Source organism: Pauljensenia sp. 27098_8_83, assembly GCF_041432695.1.
Lineage (GTDB): Bacteria > Actinomycetota > Actinomycetes > Actinomycetales > Actinomycetaceae > Pauljensenia.
In genome coordinates this window covers 20,194-37,023 of record NZ_JAPWAD010000004.1, presented here as the reverse complement: position 1 = coordinate 37,023, position 16,830 = coordinate 20,194, and the positions used below count along the sequence as shown (strand labels likewise).

Here is a 16,830-nt window from a genome sequence, read left to right as displayed (position 1 = left end):
GGCAGGAAGAAGGAACGCCATGCGTGAAGTGCGCGCCAGTGCGCCCGGAAAAGTCAACCTGACCCTGCGCGTCGGCGCGCCCACGCCCGACGGCTACCATCCGCTCGTCACGGTTTTCGAGGCCCTGAACCTACGCGAGACCGTTACTGTGCGCACTTCGAAGACGCCGGGCGTGCGCGTCGAGACGACCGCGTACCTGCCCGACGGGAGCATCGATGAGGCCACGACCCGCGCCATGGCTGACCTTGACCCGCAGACCCACCTGGCCGTGCGCGCCGCACGCGTCCTCCAGCGCCTCGCCGCCGCGGGCCCCTGGGCGTCCACCGCCGCGGGCTTGAGCATTCGCGTCGACAAGCGCGTCCCCGTCGCCGGTGGCATGGCCGGCGGATCGGCCGATGCGGCCGCCGCCCTGGTGGCCTGCAACGAGCTGTGGGAGCTGGGGCTGGGCGCCGAGCAGCTCGAGGCGATCGGCCGCTCGCTGGGCGCTGACGTCCCCGCCTGCCTAGCGGGCGGCATCGCGCTGGGAACCGGGCGCGGCGACCACATGAGCGTCCTGCGCGAGGGGGACGAGGAGGGCCAGCACCACTGGGTCATGCTCCTGGCCCACGCAGGCCTGTCCACCCCCGAGGTGTTCCGCGAGTTCGACCGGGTGGACGCGGTCGGTGCGCCCGCCCTCGCCGAACCCACGCCCGAGGACGTCGCCGCCCTGTGTGGGGGACCCGAGGAGCTGAGCCACTGCCTCGTCAACGACCTGCAGGCCCCCGCCCTGCGCCTGCGCCCCGAACTGGCCGACACGATCGCCGCCGCGAAGGGTGCGGGAGCCCTGGCCGTCACCCTGTCCGGGTCCGGCCCGACCGTCGCCGCCCTCGCGCGCGACGCCGCACACGCCCGAGCGCTCGCCGCCACCCTCAGCGACACGCCCACGGTCGCGCGCGCGATCCCCACCCACGGGCCCGTCTGTGGCGCCCGCATTGAATCGACGGAGGCCATCTGATGGCGCACCTGCTCGGAACTCAGAACGTCGGCGCCCTCGCGGGCTCGCGCAAGCTCCTCGAAGGGGTCACGGTCGGCCTCGACGACGGCAGCCGCGTCGGTATCCTCGGCCCGAACGGCGCGGGAAAGTCTACGCTCCTGCGCATCGTCGCCGGCACGCAGGAGCCCGACGGGGGAGTGGTGACCCGACGCGACGGCGTGCGCGTCGCCGTCCTTACCCAGGCGGATACCCTCAACCCCGAGGACACCGTCATCGAGGCCGTGCATCCCGGCATGGAGGAGTACGAGTGGGCGTCCGACCCGGCTGTGCGCGACATCCACGCCGGCCTCCTCGCCGACATCAACCCCGCGGCCCTTGTCGGTACCCTGTCGGGCGGTCAGCGCCGCCGCGTCGCGCTCGCCCGAGTCCTCGCGGCCCCCGCCGACATCGTGTGCCTGGACGAGCCCACGAACCACCTCGACGTCGAGGGCGTGGCCTGGCTGGCCGCGCACCTGAACGCCCGCTTCGCCCGCCCCGGCGCGTCCGGCGCGCTCCTGGCCGTCACCCACGACCGCTGGTTCCTCGACGCCGTGTGCGAGCACATTTGGGAGGTCGTCCCCGGCGTCGACCCGGGTGGTGACCGTCCGCAGATCGCCGGGCATGTCGAAATCTACGACGGCTCCTACGCCGCGTACACGCTGGCCCGTGCCGAACGAGTGCGCCAGGCTGACGTGGCCGCCGCTAAGCGCGCCAACCTGCTCACCAAGGAGCTCGCGTGGCTGCGCCGCGGGGCACCCGCCCGCACCTCCAAGCCGAAGTTCCACATCGCCGCCGCCGAGGCCCTCATCGCCGACGTGCCGCCCCCGCGCGACACCGTCGAGCTGGTCAAGATGGCGACCGCTCGTCTGGGCAAGGATGTCATCGATCTCGAGGACGTCTCCGTGTCCTTCACGCGCCCCGATGGGTCGCGCCTGGACATCCTTCAGGACGTTACCTGGCGCCTGGCTCCCGCCGAGCGCGTCGGCATCGTTGGCGTCAACGGTGCCGGCAAGACGACGATCCTCAACCTGCTGCGCGGCGACCTCGAGCCCACCTCGGGGCGCGTCAAGCGTGGCAAGACCGTCCAGGTCGCCACCCTCTCCCAGGACACGCACGAGCTTGACGCCCTGGCTGACATGCGCGTCGTCGAGGCCGTCGCCGACGTCGCCCAGACCGTCATCGTGGATGGCAAGGAGGTCAGCGCCTCCCAGATGACGGAGCGCATGGGCTTCACGCGCGCCCGCGCCTACACGCGCATCAGCGAGATCTCGGGCGGCGAGCGCCGACGCCTCCAGCTCATGCGCCTGCTCATGAGTCAGCCGAACGTGCTGCTCCTCGACGAGCCCACGAACGACCTCGACACCGACACCCTGGCGTCCATGGAGGACCTGCTCGACACCTTCCCGGGCACGCTCGTCGTCGTCTCGCACGACCGCTACCTCCTCGAGCGCGTCACCGACCACCAGGTCGCACTCCTCGGCGACGGCCAGATCCGCGCGCTGCCCGGCGGCGTCGAGCAGTACCTGCAGATGCGCGCCTCCGGCGACTTCGGGGCGTTTGGTGCCTCCGCTCGCGCCGACGAGGCCGGCTCCGCCTCCCGCTCCGCTGCGCAGCCCGCGGACGCCTCCTCGGGAGAGGAGAGTGCGGGGCAGGGGAGCGCTCGCGGCGGCGTGAGTGACGCTGCGGCACGGCGCGCGGCCAAGAAGGAAGTGGCTCGCATCGAACGCAAGCTGGAGCGCCTGCGCGCCGAGGCCTCGAACCTGGAGGCGAAGCTGGAGAAGCTGTCGATCCAGGTGGCCTCGGACCCCTCGGCGGTGTCCGAGCTGACGAAGGTCTCGGCGGCCCACCAGGACGTCCTGGCCGAGATGGACGAGCTGGAGGAAGCCTGGCTCGAGGCGGCGGATTTGCTCGAGTGAGTGGACTGTATTTATCCATTCTTAGTCGCACTCGGCACAAGCGGGGAGAGGGCGGAAACACGCGCGAGGCTGACCTGGAGCGCGCTATGCAGGATCTGATCTCGATCGATGAAGTGCTCGTAGCGGCGGAGGAAGATACGACTGGGAATCTGAATGACGTTGCGGACCACGCGCTCAATGCTGGAATCGTTGCTGATCCCGCTGCTATCCGTGTGTGGATAGCTGCAATGCGTGATCGTGGGTCTGATTTTGAGAGTATCGCGTGGTCGTTACAAAAGAGTTCAGCGTCCGGCTGGAGCGGCTGGGAAGCCGGACGGAGCGACTCGATTGCAAGTTTTTGACAAAAATTAGAGAGCTGTTCCAGTTAGCAAACTGCTTGATGAGGGAATGCTAAAGGGAAAGGATAAGCCAATTGGACTTCCTAAATGAATTTGCGGAAATTTTGACCCGCTACGCCCAAGTTAGGGCATATAATGGTTTTGATGTGGGTGAAGATAGATTTGTGCTGACCTATAGCCCATGTGCGCGATCGGTGTTGTGGTTAGAAGATGGTGTCTATTGTTTTGATGAAGAGGAACGCGGTAGTGTGCAGAGTGGTGGAATGTTCAACTCTGGGGCGTTCGATCAGCTTCAGAAAGTTATGCTGAACTATACCGTGTCAATCTTGCGTAACTCGCTCGGATTTGTTTCTATCGGGGTGCCGATTTCTATTGATGAGATGCCGGATGGATGGAGTCTGCACAAGAAGTCCTATTCTTATTACGACTGTCTGATGAAGGATGGTCTTCGGATGGTAGAACTCGAATCTGCAGATGCTCGACTGTGTGTCCAGCTCGCTTGGCTCGATGGTGTGTCTCCGTCTGACCTGCTGCACGCGTACATGCTTCCCGACGGTGGCCCATTGCTTCGTCGCTGGCTCGGGCGTCCGTATATTCGATGATGAACTCAGTGACTATGGCGAGATCATGCTGAAGCGGGCCAGCATACGTATCGGAGCGAAGGTGTGGTGTCGCAGACGAGAAGATCTGTAGTTTCTACCCCAGAGGAGGAAGACAGTGCTGAACACGTTGGGACGGCTCTTCGGGAGGGGAGGCTCAGGGGATAGGAATGCCCCGATGGCCTTCCTGGACGAGTATGCGGCGGTCATGAACCGGCATACCGGACTGAAGGTGTACAACGGCTTCAAACGAGGGGGCACCGGCCTGTCGATCGATGACGGCTTCGGTTCAGGAATGCTTCTATGGTTGGAGGACGGGCAATACTGCTTCGACGAGGAAGAACGTGGAAAGGTGGTCAAGGGGGGCATTATTGCGTCGGCATCGATTGAGTTGACGCAGAAGGTAATGGTCAACTACACGGTCTCGATCTTGCGCCATAGTTTGGGCTTCCCAGCGTTGGGTGTTCCGACGAAAGTTGAGGAGCTCCCGGAGGGGTGGTCTTTGCATAAGGCGGCGGCTGCTCGTTACGACCGGCTGGATGGTCCTCATGGGGAGCGTCTTGATTTCGAGGCGGGAGCTCCGTCCTACTGCGTGTCCCTTGCCTGGCTCTACGACGTGACTCCCTCCGAGCTGCTCAACGCGTACATGCTTCCCGACGGTGGGCCGTTGCTTCGTCAGTGGCTTGGGCGTCGCTATCTGAGGTGATAGCAATCGTGCCAGGAGGGGCGTCGCTGACGCGTCGCGCCGCCAGCAACCGCCTTCGGCATAGCAGTAGCCGAGGCTTCGGCGCCTCATCTTCAATCCCTGCCACGCTATCGGAATCTCATATTTATAATTACAGTGCAAATGTTGGCTGTCGGTCTATTCAGCAGTATTCCGCGTTTCTTCACCGCGAAAATTTCTCAGCAACTCTTTGACAGTGGTAAAAATCGGCTACTATGTGCCCGGGTTCCGCCGATAGGGCGGAGCATAGGAGCGAAGTGACGCCGTGAGCGCGCTTCAGGGCATGAAAAGAGGCTTGAGAGACATATGAAACGAGGACCCTTCATCGCAGGGGCGGCTCTGCTCGGCGTTGTCGCGCTGGTGCCTGCACTCGTCCCCAGTGCGGTTGCCGCCAACGATCAGTACGGTGCGAGCGTCCCCTACACGCGATACGAGGCCGAGGAGGCGAGCCGCTCCGACGGGACGACGCTCGAGCGCTCCGATGACCTCGAATCGACGGCTATTGAGGCCTCGGGCCAGTCCTACGTGGCCCTGAATGACAAGAACTCCTCTGTCGACTTCACGGCGTCGGCTGCTGCCAATGCCCTCGATCTGCGTTTCACGCTGCCGGATCACACCTCCGGTCGCGTTGATGTGCGCGTCAACAACGAGACGGTCGCTACCCTCGACCTCTCCTCCGAGAGCGCCTGGCAGTACGTTGGCGGCAGCAGCGTGTACGACGAGTCGGGAGCCGGCCTGAGGGCGCGCTTCCGTTTCGACGAGGTTCACACTCTGCTCGGCCGTCAGGTCCAGAAGGGTGATCATATTCAGATCGTCAAGGTTGGCGACGATCAGAACTCCTACGGCATCGACTTCATTGAGCTCGAGCAGGCCGCATCGGCCATCGAGCGCCCCGAAGGCGCCGTGAGCATTGCCGACTACAACAATGCGCGACCCGGCGATGGCGTTGCTGACGACGCGGCTCTCGCCGCCGCCATGGACGCGGCTGCGAACACCGCGTCCAAGACGGTCTACATTCCCGCAGGAACCTGGGAATTCTCTGGCAAGATTGGCATTAGCCACCCCGGTCTGACCTTCCAGGGCGCGGGCCTGTGGTACACCAACATCTTCTTCACCTCCGATCAGGCGAAGGGTGGCGGCATCGTCTTCAATCATGGTGCGAGCAAAGAGACGCTGACCGACTTCGCCATGTCCTCGAACCTGAAGTCTCGTTACAACCAGGAGGCTCAGTACAAGGGATTCTCCGGTGAAGCCGGTGACAATACCCGAGTTGCTAACGTGTGGGTCGAGCACTTCGAGTGCGGCTTCTGGATGGGCGACTACGTGGACGCCAGCCAGATGCTCTACACCAACGGCATGGTCATTGAGAACGCTCGCATCCGTAACAACCTGGCCGATGGCGTGAACTTCGCGCAGGGCACCAAGGACTCCACGGTTCGTAACTCCTCCGTGCGTGGCAATGGTGACGATGGTCTGGCTTCCTGGGCGAGCATCGACACGTATTCGCACAGTGAGGCACGTGTGGCCGAGGGTAACTCCTTCATTGGCAACACGGTTGAACTGGGCTGGCGAGCCTCGGGCATTGGCATCTTCGGTGGCAAGTCCCACGTCATCAAGGACAACCTCATTGTCAACAACTTCTCCGGCGCGGGCATTCGCCTGAACACTGTGTTCGATGGTCATAACTTCGACCTCAACACGGATCAGGGCATTACGATCGCCCACAACAAGCTGGTGCGTTCCGGTACGACGGATGACTTCTATGGAAAGACTCGCGGCGCGATTGATTTCCAGGAAGCGAAGGGCGAAATCCGTAATGTCACGGTTTCGGACAATCTCATCGTGCGCCCCTACGCCGAGGAGATTCGCGCGGACTTCGGTCTGGGTCAGGATGCCCTGTCCGCTCGCGGCATCACGCTGCGCGATAACAAGCGTGACGACGAGGCCATGGACACCGCGCAGGCGAAGGTTGTTAACTACGTGCTCGTGGGCGACCAGGTTGTGCGTACCGTTCCCGAGTCTGAGAACTACAGCCTCTACTGGTACCAGCGCGACGAGCGCGGCAATGACGGCACGATCAACCGCTACTGGGTGTCCAAGGCGGATGGCCTGACCATCACCCCCGACATGGAGTACTCCGTGGAGGGCGGCAAGCGGGTCTACAACGTGACGCTCGGCGACCTGCCCGAGTACCTGCCCGTCTCGACGACCGATTTCTCCGGTTCCTACAACTATGTTGCGGACCTGGAGCGCTCGCAGCCGGCCGACGATGGCACCACGATTGTGGTCCGTTTCTGGTCTGCGAAGTGATCGCTTCCTGACCAGCGGCTCTGTGTCGGATTCGCCCGCGCTGCCTTGTGGTGGCGCGGGCGTTTCCTTGCCCTGACGTGCATCGGGGTAGGTGTGCCATACCGGTGCAGCGCAGGCTCACCTACCCGAATTACGCAAAGGAAATGCCGCATTTATTTGCGTAATTAGTGACGGTGTGAATGCGAAAATAACCCCGTCATACCCCGAGAGCATCGTTGGAATTGCAACGAAAACTCGCCACGTTTGGGAAGTGTTGCGAAAAGGCGTATCACTGGTGTCAACAGCGCGGCCAACCTGGTCGCGACCGGCTACATTCAGGCCCCACGGGGCCACGTTGAAAAGGACACTCTCATGGCAGATATGCCCCGCATCCTCGACTGCTCCGTCACCTCCTGCTCCTACAACAAGGAGAAGAACTGCGGAGCCGCCGCTATCACCGTCGGTTACTCGACCTCCTGCACGACCTTCATCCCGCTGACCGTCAAGGGCGGCCTCGGCAAGTCCGAGACCTTCGTTGGTGCCTGCCAGAAGGCCGACTGCGTCCACAACTCCGCACTCGAGTGCACCGCCGCCGCCATCTCGGTCGGCGCGGGCACCGCTGACTGCCTCTCCTTCGAGGCGCGCTGAGTCTCACTCATCGGCGAGGCCGTGGCAGGGATGACCCGCCACGGCCTCGTCGTATGGAAAGAAAGAAAAAGTCAGCGTCCCTCGCCCGAGCGCACCCGCAGCGTGGGGTGGGGGCGCAGGCCGCGCTGGCCGTTCCAAATGAGGTTGACGACGTGGGCGGCGACCTCGTCCTTCTTCATGCGCCGGTCATCGAGCCACCACTGGCCGACCTGCGCGATAAGGCCGACGAGCATCTGCGCGTACAGCGGGGACCAGGTCGTATCGAAGTCCGAGCGCTTGAACTGCTCGGCGATGATGTGCTCGACGCTGGTCGCCACGTCGCCCATGACCGAGGAGAACGAACCCGCCGCGCGATCCGAGGGGGCGTCGCGCACGAGCACGCGGAAGCCGTCCGTGTTGCGCTCGATGTAGTCGAGCAGGCCCAGGGTCGCGTTCTCCAGGATGAGGCGTGGGCGCTGCGAGGACTCCAGGGACGTCTGCAGGGAAGAGATGAGCGCCTGCACCTCGCGGTCGACGATGACGGCGTACAGTCCTTCCTTTCCTCCGAAGTGCTCGTAGACGACGGGCTTGGAGACCTTCGCGCGGGCTGCGATCTCCTCGACGCTGGTCGCGCCGAAGCCCTTTTCGGCAAACAGAGAGCGCCCCACGGCCACCAGCTGCTCGCGGCGCGCGAAGCCGCTCATTCGTGTCCTCTTCTCAGCCATGACCCCAGTATCACACGAGGCCTGGGCTGGGCCATGTGCAGACCACGCCGCGGGCGCGTGGCCGCGTTTGAAAGCGCACGCGGGGTGCAGGTATCATCACAGTGGACGCATTCCGCCTTGGTGTAACGGCAGCACAGAGGTTTTTGGTGCCTTTAGTCTAGGTTCGAATCCTAGGGGCGGAGCGACCGGTCCCGATGGGACCGCAGACCCCGAGGAGGAACATGTCTCGCCCCGCCGCCGTCATCGTCCTGGCCGCAGGTCAGGGAACGCGCATGAAATCCGCTCTCCCGAAGGTCGTTCACCCCCTGTCTGGCCTGTCCATGATCGGACATGCCCTGCGCGCCGCCCATGGCCTCGACCCTCAGTACCTGGTTGCCGTGGTGCGCCACCAGCGCGACGTCGTCGCCGCCGAAATCGAGCGCGTCCTGCCCAGCGCGATTATCGCTGATCAGGACGAGATCCCCGGCACCGGCCGCGCCGTCCAGTGTGGCCTGGAAGCGCTCGATCAGGCCGTCGAGCCCGTCTCCGGCACCATCGTCGTCACCTACGGCGACGTTCCCCTCCTCTCCACGGACACCCTGGCCGAGCTGGTCGCCACCCACGAGGCCGCCGGCCACGCTGTCACCGTCCTGACCTCGCGCGTCGAGGACCCCACCGGATACGGCCGCATCATCCGCGACGCCTCCGGTACCGTCACCGCCATTGTCGAGCAGCGTGACGCCACGCCTGAGCAGGCCGCGATCAACGAGATCAACGCGGGCATCTACGCTTTCGACGCCGATTTCCTGCGCGCCTCCCTGGCGTCACTCGGCACCGACAACGATCAGGGCGAGGTTTACCTGACCGACGTCCTCGCGGCAGCCGCCCCCGCCGGACGCACCGCGGGTGCCCTCGAGCTCACCGACCACTGGCAGAGCGCGGGCGCCAACGACCGCGTTCAGCTGGCCGAGCTGGGCGCCGAGATGAACCGTCGCATCTGCGAGGCGCACATGCGCGCCGGCGTGACGATCGTCGACCCGGCCTCCACCTGGATCGACGTCGACGTAACGGTCGGCGCGGACACCACCATCTACCCCGGCACCTGCCTGCGGGGGACGACCGTCGTTGGGTCCGACTGTGAAATCGGTCCTAGCGCCACGCTGATTGATGCGGAAATCGGGGACCGCAGTGTGGTTCCCACCGCGTGGATCGGTCAGGGCTGCGTCGCAGCCGATACGATGGTTGCGCCATATAGCACCATCGGCACATTGATCGCGGCGCCCCGCGCCTGATCCAACACAAGGAGAGACAACCGCATGAGCGGACTGGTGACCACCGGAGAGAAGAACCTCGTCCTCGTTTCTGGACGAGCTCACATGGACCTGGCTCACGCCGTGGGCGAGGAAATCGGATGTGGGGTCTCGCCGGTGACGGCCTACGACTTCGCCTCCGGCGAGATTTACGTGCGCTTCAACGAGTCCGTTCGTGGCGCTGACGTGTTCGTCCTGCAGTCCATCGCGGGCGACATCAACAAGTGGCTGATGGAGCAGCTCATCATGATCGATGCTGCCAAGCGTGCCTCCGCCAAGCGCATCACCGTCGTCGCTCCCTTCTACCCTTACTCGCGTCAGGACAAGAAGCACCAGGGCCGCGAGCCTATCTCCGCTCGCCTCATGGCTGACCTGTACCGCGCTGCCGGTGCCGACCGCATCATGAGCGTCGACCTGCACGCCTCGCAGGAGCAGGGCTTCTTCGACGGCCCGGTCGACCACCTCTTCGCCATGCCGGTCCTCGTGGACTACGTGCGCGGCCGCGTCGACCTGTCCAACACCGCTGTCGTCTCCCCGGACGCGGGCCGCATCCGCGTCGCCGAGAAGTGGTCGAAGAAGCTGGGTGGCACGCCCCTGGCTTTCGTCCACAAGACCCGCGATACCACGCGCCCGAACGTCGCCGTCGCGAACCGCGTCGTTGGCGACGTTGCCGGCAAGGAATGCGTCCTCGTGGACGACATGATCGATACCGCCGGCACGATCACCGAGGCCATCAAGGTCCTCATGGACGCCGGTGCGAAGAAGGTCATCGTCGTGGCCACGCACGGTATCCTCTCTGACCCGGCGGCCCGTCGCCTGTCCGAGTCCGGCGCCGCCGAGGTTGTCGTCACCGACACTCTGCCGATCCCCGCTGAGAAGCGCTTCGATCAGCTCACCGTCCTCTCCATCGCGCCGCTCCTGGCTCGCGCGATCCGCGAGGTCTTCGAAGACGGTTCGGTCACATCGCTCTTTAACTGAGCGGCTCCCGCTTCACATCCGCCCTCGTCGTGAGGTAACCTATTGGGGTTGCTCCGGCGAGGGCGGATCCGTATCCGCCGTTATCGACAGGGCCTGAATCGAAATGCTGCGCGTTTCCTTCACTCTGCCGACACCGACGCCGGGCCTGAGAAACGAAGGAAAGACACATGAGCGACAACCCCGTCCTGATTGCCGAAGCTCGTTCCGAGTTTGGTAAGGGTGCTGCCCGCCGCGCCCGCCGCGCCGGCAAGGTCCCCACGGTCCTCTACGGCCACGGTGCCGAGCCCCGTCACCTGGACGTTCCCGGCCACGACCTCTTCCTCATCGTTCGCGGCACCAAGAACGCGCTCGTTGAGCTGAAGATCGAGGGCAAGACCCAGCTGGCCCTCGTCAAGGACGTTCAGGTTCACCCCGTGCGCCGCGACATCCTGCACGCCGACTTCCTGGCCGTCAAGGCCGGCGAGAAGGTCGACGTTGAGGTCCCCGTCGTCGTTGTCGGCGAGCCCACCCCCGGCACCGTCCACTCGCTTGATGAGTTCACCATCCTGGTGAAGGCTCCCGCCACCTCCATCCCCGAAAATCTCGAGGTTTCCATCGAGGGTCTCGAGGCCGGCTCCGCCGTGCGCGTCTCCGACCTGAAGCTGCCCGCTGGCGTTGAGGTCGAGCTCGATCCCGAGACGGTCATCGTGTCCGTTCAGGAAGCCGCCGCTGAGGAGGCCGAGGAAGCCGCTGAGGGCGAGGCTGAGGCCGCCGCCGAGGGCGACGCCGAGTGACACTCGCGTAGCACACGCTTTCCACGAGGGGGCGGGGCTGGTGCCTCGCCCCCTCGTCGTATCTGCGATACTGGGGGCATGAGTGACCTCCACGTGATTATTCCCGCCGGCGGAGCCGGCACCCGCCTGTGGCCGCTGTCGCGGCGCCGTCGTCCCAAGTTCCTCCTCGACCTGGCGGGCACGGGACGCACCCTCCTGCAGGGCACGGTGGACCGCTTGGAGGAGCTGGCCTCGTCGGTGAGCATCGTGACCGGCCAGGCGCACCGTGACGGCGTACTCGCCCAGCTGCCCGAGTTTGCTTCCTCGCACGATCGCACGCTCCTCATCGAGCCGTCGGGCCGCGATTCCATGGCCGCGATCGGCCTGGCCGCCTACGTCGTGCGCGAGCGCTTCGGGGACGACGCGATCGTCGGTTCCTTCGCGGCCGATCATCTGATCGCCCGTCCGGAGCTGCTGCGTGACGCCGTCGAGACGGCGATCGGCGCCGCCCGCGACGGCTACGTTGTGACGATCGGCCTGACGCCCACCGAGGCCTCGACCGCCTACGGATACATCGCGCCCGGCCCTGCGCTTCACGATGGCGACGAGGCCGGGGCTGCCGACGCTGAGCGTGGCGCCCGCCGGGTCGCCGAGTTCGTGGAGAAGCCGGACGCAGATACCGCTGCCCGCTACGTGGCGGCGGGCTACCTGTGGAACGCGGGCATGTTCATCGTGTCGGCTGGCGTGCTCGCCTCCCATCTGGCCCGCCTGCTGCCCGACATGCACGCGCGCCTGGAGACCATTGCGCGCGCGTGGGGCACCCCCGCGTTCGAGGAGACGCTGGCGGAGAATTGGCCGCACCTGACGAAGATCGCGATCGACCATGCCATCGCCGAACCCGTCGCCGCCGACGGGGGAGTGGCCGTCGTTCCCGCCGACGCGCAGCTGGGCTGGACGGACCTGGGTGATTTCGAGGCCCTCACCGGCATCGTCGCGGAGGCGGGCAACCTGGGTGAGGCGCTGCGCGTCGACTCCGACGGCGCGGCCGTCTTCGCTTCGTTGGGAGACGACAGCGAGGGGCCGCTCGTAGCGCTCGTCGGCGTGCCCGACGTAGCGCTCGCGCTCACCCCCGACGCGATCCTCGTCACGCGCCGCGACCACGCTCAATCCGTCAAGGCAGTCGTCGACCAACTCGCCGAACAGGGACGCTCCGACCTGCTCTGACGCGTCGTTTCCGCGCCGCCCCCGCAACCGTCGGCGCAGCTCCCATGAGGGGCCGGCCTCGTCGCGCCGCCTTCGCTCTCGGGTGAGGTGCGCCGCCCCGCCCACCGCGTGGGGGCGTGGGGCTGGTAGCGTGATTGGGAGCAAGAAGCCCCGACGAAAGGCATCACACGTGAACAAGCGGACCATCGCCGCCCTCGTAACCACCGCGACCGCGGTTACTGTGGCCCTTGGAGCTTGCTCGACCACGCCCGCCGCCACACCCGCGGCCTCCGCGAAGGTCTGCGCCGCAATCTCCGGAGCCCACGGCGACGCCGCCGCGGACCCCGTCGCGGCCGCGCTCGCGGGCGCTGCTAACGACGCATCGGTCGCCTTCGAGGCTGCTAGTGGCGCGGAGGCACCCGCCTCGCTCGTCGCCTCCGGCTGCACGCTGATTGTGGGCGCGGATTCGACGACGGCATCGTCGATCTCCGAGGCCGCGCGCGCCAATCCGAAGGTGCGCTTCGCCCTCGTGGGCGCATCCTTCGTCGATAGCAAGGGAGCCGCAACCTCCCTGAAGAACGGGTCCATCGTCGACGTGGATGCCTCGCAGGCTGCCTATCTGGCCGGCTACGCGTCGGCGGGCATGACGACCACGGGCACGCTCGCGGTCATCGGTGGTGCGCGCGACAACGTGACGAGCTCGCAGATGTCCGCGTTCTCGCAGGGCGTGGACGCCTACAACCTGGCGAACGGAACGTCGATCAGCGTGCTCGGCTGGAACCCGGCGACGAGCGACGGCACCTACGCGGGCAGCGCGGACGAGGTACGCGGCGCGGCTGCCGACTTCATCGCCCGGGGGGCTGACATCATCGTGCCTTTCGCTGGCGATGCGAACGAGGGTGCCGCGCGCGCCGTCACCGAGGCGGCCAACCCGATGGTTCGCCTCGTGTGGTCGGGCCTGACGAAGGCCGATCTCAAGGGCCTGACCCGCGACGAGGCCCAGTCGGCCGAGACCGCGCCGATGTCCGGTCAATCCGGCGTGACGGCGACGCAGCAGGCCGACACGCAGTCCTTCGCGGATGCGTTCAGCTACATCCAGATCTCCAACGAGGTCCGCTCCGCCATCGGTGCGCCCGTGCTGACGGGCATCGTCGTCGACTACCAGAGTGCGATGGAGACGCTCATCGAGCAGGCGAACGCGGGCGCTCAGGCGTCCGTCGTGCCGGTCTCCCTGGCCTCGGGCGGTGTCATCCTCACCGGATTCGGTGCCTACACGCCGATGCTGTCCTCCGACTTGAAGCTGGGCCTGTCCGACATGGCCGGTCAGATCGAAACGGGCGGCATGGTCATCTCCACGCCTTTCGACGTGTGAGTTGATCGAAGAGATCGTTGTGCCCCGGGGACGCGTCCCCGGGGCACAACTGTTCAGTGCGGTCTTAGTCTCCCAGTGTGGCCAGCGCGGCCCCCGCGCACAGTGCGTCCGCGTCGAGGACGAAGGCCGGGTCCACGCAGTACAGGCCCGGGCCGTGTGGGACGGCCGGTGAGGTGGTCAAAGCATCGGCCAGCGCCGTGCGGACATCCTGTTCAGGTAGGGACGTCGTAAGGGTACGTCCATCTGCGGAGACGGCGAGAGACAGGGTGGCACCCTCCTCGACAACCGGAACGCCCAGGCGCTCCAGGAGGGTCACCAGCAGGCCCGAGGCCTCGTCGACCGACACGGATGCCGGACGCGTGCCGGACGCCTCCACAGATGCGATACGCGATGCGCAGCGGTCGACGTAAGCACCGATCATCCCATCGCCCACGGACTCCCAGCCGTCCTCGGCACGCGGGAGGGACGCCTCATCCCCGAACGTGGCCACGGCCTCGTCAATGAGAGCGAGCTCAGCGTCGGGGGCCAGCGCGCCCTCACGCGAGCGGTCGATCGCGCGTCCGCCCAGGTAGATGAGCGCCTCGCCCGACGCGCGCACGTACACGGCGCCGTCCGCCATGACCATGCGCACCGAAAACGCCGTGAGGGGAGCGGGGAGCGCGCGCGGCATGAGGAGGGCGTGTCCGCCGGCTGCTTCGATGATTGCCGCGCCGTCGCGTGCGCTGTCCTGATCCTCGGGGGCCTCGAAGCCGATGATGAGGCGGAAACGGCCGCCGGTGCGCGCGGACAGGAAAGAAGCGATACCCGCAAACAGCGACGGGCTAGCACAGCGTGTCATGTGCTGAGGGTAACACTGTGGGTGCCTTGCGTAAAAACCGGTATCAGGAACGAGGCGTGGGCGTGCCCTGATGCAACGGCGGGAAGACGCAGGTGGGGGGCCGCGCCGGTATCCTGGAGGCATCCACGAAGGAGGAATCATGCAGCTGACGAACGTGATGGATGCCGTTGAGCTGACACGCCAGATGATCGACATCCCCTCGGTGTCGGGAGATGAGGGCCCACTGGCTGACGGCGTTGAAGAGGCCCTCCGAAGCGCCGGATTCGGGTCGGTTCCGGCCCTGGAGATCCTGCGCGACGGGGATGCCGTGTGTGCGCGGACCCGGCTCGGCCTCACCCAGCGCGTGGTCCTCGCCGGCCACCTCGACACCGTTCCCATTGCCGACAACGTTCCCGGCCGCTTCGAGGAGCGCGACGGGCAGGAGATCCTGTGGGGGCGTGGGTCGGTCGACATGCTCGGCGGTTGCGCGGCGGCCCTCGCACTCGCCTGCGAGGTCGGGGCGGCCATCCGCGAGGGTAACGACGCCATGTTGAATGCCGATGTCACGTGGATCTTCTACGACCATGAGGAGGTCGCCTCCCATCTCAACGGCCTCGGGCGCGTCCAGCGCAACCATCCCGAGTGGCTGGCGGGCGACCTGGCGCTGCTGGGTGAGCCCACCGCCGCTCACGTGGAAGGCGGCTGCAATGGCACGCTGCGCGTCATCGCGCACTTCCCGGGCCGCGCGGCTCACTCGGCGCGCGCGTGGATGGGGGTCAACGCGATTCACGCGATGGCTCCCGTCATTGAGCGCATCGCCGCGTACGCAAACCCCGTCGTCACGGTCGACGGACTACAATTCCGTGAATCCCTGTCGGTCGTGCGCGTCGAGGGCGGCATCGCGAACAACGTCATCCCCGAGGCGGCCTCGATGACCGTCAACTACCGTTTCGCCCCCTCCACGCGTGCCGAGGATGCCCTGGAGTGGGTGCGTGGGCTCTTCGAGGGGACGGGCGTCACGATCGAGGTCGACGACCTGTGTGAGGGCGCCAGGCCGGGCGCGGACTCGCCCCTGGCCCAGCGGTTCCTGTCCGTCGCGCGCTCCGTGGCCCGCGCGCAGGGCAGCGAGCTCCAGCTCAGCGCGAAGGTCGGGTGGACCGATGTCGCGCGCTTTGGCGAGATCGGCGTGCCCGCCATGAACTTTGGCCCCGGTGATCCGCTGCTGGCGCACACACGCGACGAACACGCGCCCGTATCGGATATTGTCAGAGTGCACGACACGCTGCGCGCGTTCGTGCTCGCATCGATCGGCGATGACGCCGACACACACGAGGAGGCATGAATGACCAAGCCGACGCACACCTATCGCCGCGGATCCGTCGTCCTGCGCGGGGATCAGATTCCGCGCCTGACGGCAGACGCGTCCCTGCTTCAGTCCGAGCAGAGTGCCGACTGGAAGCACGAGGACCCGTGGCGCGTCCTGCGCATCCAGTCCGAGTTCGTTGAGGGCTTCGAGGCGCTGGCCGAGGTCGGTCCCGCCATCTCCGTCTTCGGGTCCGCACGGACGCGTCCCGAGGAGCCCCTCTACGAGTGCGCTCAGCGGATCGGCCACCTGCTCGTCGAGCGTGGCTACGCGGTCGTCACCGGCGGTGGTCCCGGCATGATGGAGGCCGCGAACCGGGGCGCCTGGGAGGCCGGTGGCACGTCCGTGGGGCTGGGTATTGAGCTGCCCCACGAGCAGGGGATGAATCAGTGGGTGAACCTGGGTGTTAACTTCCGTTACTTCTTCGCACGTAAGACGATGTTCGTGAAGTACTCCCAGGGTTTCATTGTGATGCCCGGCGGCTTCGGCACGATGGATGAGCTCTTCGAGTCCGCGACGCTGGTGCAGACGGGGAAGATTCGTTCGTTCCCGTTAGTTCTCGTGGGCGCTGCGTACTGGTCGGGTTTGGTGGAGTGGATCCGTTCCTCGATGGTCGAGGCCGGAATGATCTCTCCGGGCGATGTGGACCTGCTGCGTGTCGTTGATGATCCGGAGGAAGCGGTTCGTCTCGCGACGGGTGCCTAGTAGTTAGTTCCTCTTTCTGAGGGTCCGAGAATTGCGCTCAATGCTGCGATAATCGGCCTAATTGATCGGACGGCCTATTTTCTTTTGATTTCTCTTTGCGAGCTGTTAAGGAAAAACGGCG

At 65.8% G+C, this 16,830-nt stretch carries 16 protein-coding genes and 1 tRNA gene; 15 read left to right on the top strand and 2 right to left on the bottom strand.

The window, feature by feature from the left end:
• Positions 1–19 precede the first annotated feature (19 nt).
• From O3656_RS02770 to O3656_RS02740, 7 genes are all read left to right on the top strand, one after another.
• On the top strand, positions 20–994 hold the full coding sequence (locus O3656_RS02770; RefSeq protein WP_500062531.1) for a 4-(cytidine 5'-diphospho)-2-C-methyl-D-erythritol kinase: 975 nt from the start codon (positions 20–22) through the stop codon (positions 992–994).
• The gene (locus O3656_RS02765; RefSeq protein ID WP_500062530.1) at positions 994–2,928 is read left to right on the top strand and encodes an ABC-F family ATP-binding cassette domain-containing protein; all 1,935 of its coding nucleotides are present in this window, start codon (positions 994–996) and stop codon (positions 2,926–2,928) included. The genes O3656_RS02770 and O3656_RS02765 overlap by 1 nt, the downstream gene beginning before the upstream one ends.
• 86 nt (positions 2,929–3,014) lie before the next feature.
• Positions 3,015–3,269 carry a hypothetical protein gene (locus tag O3656_RS02760; RefSeq protein WP_500062529.1) on the top strand — a complete coding sequence of 85 codons (255 nt, stop codon included), beginning with the start codon at positions 3,015–3,017 and terminating at the stop codon, positions 3,267–3,269.
• Between the two features lie 71 nt (positions 3,270–3,340).
• Positions 3,341–3,868: an Imm61 family immunity protein gene (locus tag O3656_RS02755; RefSeq protein ID WP_500062528.1), complete on the top strand. Its 528-nt coding sequence runs from the start codon at positions 3,341–3,343 to the stop codon at positions 3,866–3,868.
• A gap of 175 nt (positions 3,869–4,043) precedes the next feature.
• Entirely contained in the window at positions 4,044–4,571 is a 528-nt protein-coding gene (locus tag O3656_RS02750) for an Imm61 family immunity protein (RefSeq protein WP_500062527.1), read from the top strand.
• Between the two features lie 324 nt (positions 4,572–4,895).
• Complete coding sequence (locus O3656_RS02745; protein WP_500062526.1) at positions 4,896–6,899, top strand: glycosyl hydrolase family 28-related protein; 2,004 nt, start codon at positions 4,896–4,898, stop codon at positions 6,897–6,899.
• Between the two features lie 351 nt (positions 6,900–7,250).
• Entirely contained in the window at positions 7,251–7,526 is a 276-nt protein-coding gene (locus O3656_RS02740; protein ID WP_016461454.1) for a DUF1540 domain-containing protein, read from the top strand.
• Positions 7,527–7,597: 71 nt separating this feature from the next.
• On the opposite strand, the gene O3656_RS02735 is transcribed toward O3656_RS02740, so the two are convergent.
• Positions 7,598–8,230: a TetR/AcrR family transcriptional regulator gene (locus O3656_RS02735; RefSeq protein ID WP_500062525.1), complete on the bottom strand. Its 633-nt coding sequence runs from the start codon at positions 8,228–8,230 to the stop codon at positions 7,598–7,600.
• 111 nt (positions 8,231–8,341) lie between these two features.
• Here O3656_RS02735 and O3656_RS02730 point away from each other — a divergent pair.
• From O3656_RS02730 to O3656_RS02705, 6 genes are all read left to right on the top strand, one after another.
• Positions 8,342–8,412, top strand: a tRNA-Gln gene (locus tag O3656_RS02730).
• A gap of 39 nt (positions 8,413–8,451) precedes the next feature.
• A complete protein-coding gene (locus O3656_RS02725; RefSeq protein ID WP_500062524.1) occupies positions 8,452–9,501 on the top strand; it encodes a bifunctional UDP-N-acetylglucosamine diphosphorylase/glucosamine-1-phosphate N-acetyltransferase GlmU in 1,050 nt (349 codons plus the stop codon).
• Positions 9,502–9,525: 24 nt separating this feature from the next.
• Complete coding sequence (locus O3656_RS02720; RefSeq protein WP_500062523.1) at positions 9,526–10,497, top strand: ribose-phosphate diphosphokinase; 972 nt, start codon at positions 9,526–9,528, stop codon at positions 10,495–10,497.
• Positions 10,498–10,664: 167 nt separating this feature from the next.
• Complete coding sequence (locus O3656_RS02715) at positions 10,665–11,270, top strand: 50S ribosomal protein L25/general stress protein Ctc (RefSeq protein ID WP_500062522.1); 606 nt, start codon at positions 10,665–10,667, stop codon at positions 11,268–11,270.
• Positions 11,271–11,348: 78 nt separating this feature from the next.
• Positions 11,349–12,473, top strand: a complete 1,125-nt coding sequence (locus tag O3656_RS02710) for a mannose-1-phosphate guanylyltransferase (protein ID WP_500062521.1) — start codon at positions 11,349–11,351, stop codon at positions 12,471–12,473.
• 169 nt (positions 12,474–12,642) lie between these two features.
• Complete coding sequence (locus O3656_RS02705; RefSeq protein ID WP_500062520.1) at positions 12,643–13,824, top strand: BMP family ABC transporter substrate-binding protein; 1,182 nt, start codon at positions 12,643–12,645, stop codon at positions 13,822–13,824.
• 64 nt (positions 13,825–13,888) lie between these two features.
• Here O3656_RS02705 and O3656_RS02700 read toward each other — a convergent pair whose 3' ends face one another.
• Entirely contained in the window at positions 13,889–14,662 is a 774-nt protein-coding gene (locus O3656_RS02700) for a phosphomannomutase (RefSeq protein WP_500062519.1), read from the bottom strand.
• 139 nt (positions 14,663–14,801) lie between these two features.
• On the opposite strand from O3656_RS02700, the gene dapE reads away from it, so the two are divergent.
• Positions 14,802–15,983: a succinyl-diaminopimelate desuccinylase gene (dapE, locus tag O3656_RS02695; RefSeq protein ID WP_500062518.1), complete on the top strand. Its 1,182-nt coding sequence runs from the start codon at positions 14,802–14,804 to the stop codon at positions 15,981–15,983.
• Positions 15,984–16,709, top strand: a complete 726-nt coding sequence (locus tag O3656_RS02690; RefSeq protein ID WP_500062517.1) for an LOG family protein — start codon at positions 15,984–15,986, stop codon at positions 16,707–16,709. It begins immediately after the preceding gene.
• Positions 16,710–16,830: the final 121 nt, after the last annotated feature.

Bases quoted from the DNA above. Each gene is read 5' to 3' on its own strand.
- O3656_RS02770 (WP_500062531.1), top strand. From the start codon at position 20: ATGCGTGAAGTGCGCGCCAGTGCGCCCGGAAAAGTCAACCTGACCCTG.
- O3656_RS02765 (WP_500062530.1), top strand. From the start codon at position 994: ATGGCGCACCTGCTCGGAACTCAGAACGTCGGCGCCCTCGCGGGCTCG.
- O3656_RS02760 (WP_500062529.1), top strand. From the start codon at position 3,015: ATGCAGGATCTGATCTCGATCGATGAAGTGCTCGTAGCGGCGGAGGAA.
- O3656_RS02750 (WP_500062527.1), top strand. From the start codon at position 4,044: ATGGCCTTCCTGGACGAGTATGCGGCGGTCATGAACCGGCATACCGGA.
- O3656_RS02745 (WP_500062526.1), top strand. From the start codon at position 4,896: ATGAAACGAGGACCCTTCATCGCAGGGGCGGCTCTGCTCGGCGTTGTC.
- O3656_RS02740 (WP_016461454.1), top strand. From the start codon at position 7,251: ATGGCAGATATGCCCCGCATCCTCGACTGCTCCGTCACCTCCTGCTCC.
- O3656_RS02735 (WP_500062525.1), bottom strand. From the start codon at position 8,230: ATGGCTGAGAAGAGGACACGAATGAGCGGCTTCGCGCGCCGCGAGCAG.
- O3656_RS02725 (WP_500062524.1), top strand. From the start codon at position 8,452: ATGTCTCGCCCCGCCGCCGTCATCGTCCTGGCCGCAGGTCAGGGAACG.
- O3656_RS02720 (WP_500062523.1), top strand. From the start codon at position 9,526: ATGAGCGGACTGGTGACCACCGGAGAGAAGAACCTCGTCCTCGTTTCT.
- O3656_RS02715 (WP_500062522.1), top strand. From the start codon at position 10,665: ATGAGCGACAACCCCGTCCTGATTGCCGAAGCTCGTTCCGAGTTTGGT.
- O3656_RS02710 (WP_500062521.1), top strand. From the start codon at position 11,349: ATGAGTGACCTCCACGTGATTATTCCCGCCGGCGGAGCCGGCACCCGC.
- O3656_RS02700 (WP_500062519.1), bottom strand. From the start codon at position 14,662: ATGACACGCTGTGCTAGCCCGTCGCTGTTTGCGGGTATCGCTTCTTTC.
- dapE (WP_500062518.1), top strand. From the start codon at position 14,802: ATGCAGCTGACGAACGTGATGGATGCCGTTGAGCTGACACGCCAGATG.
- O3656_RS02690 (WP_500062517.1), top strand. From the start codon at position 15,984: ATGACCAAGCCGACGCACACCTATCGCCGCGGATCCGTCGTCCTGCGC.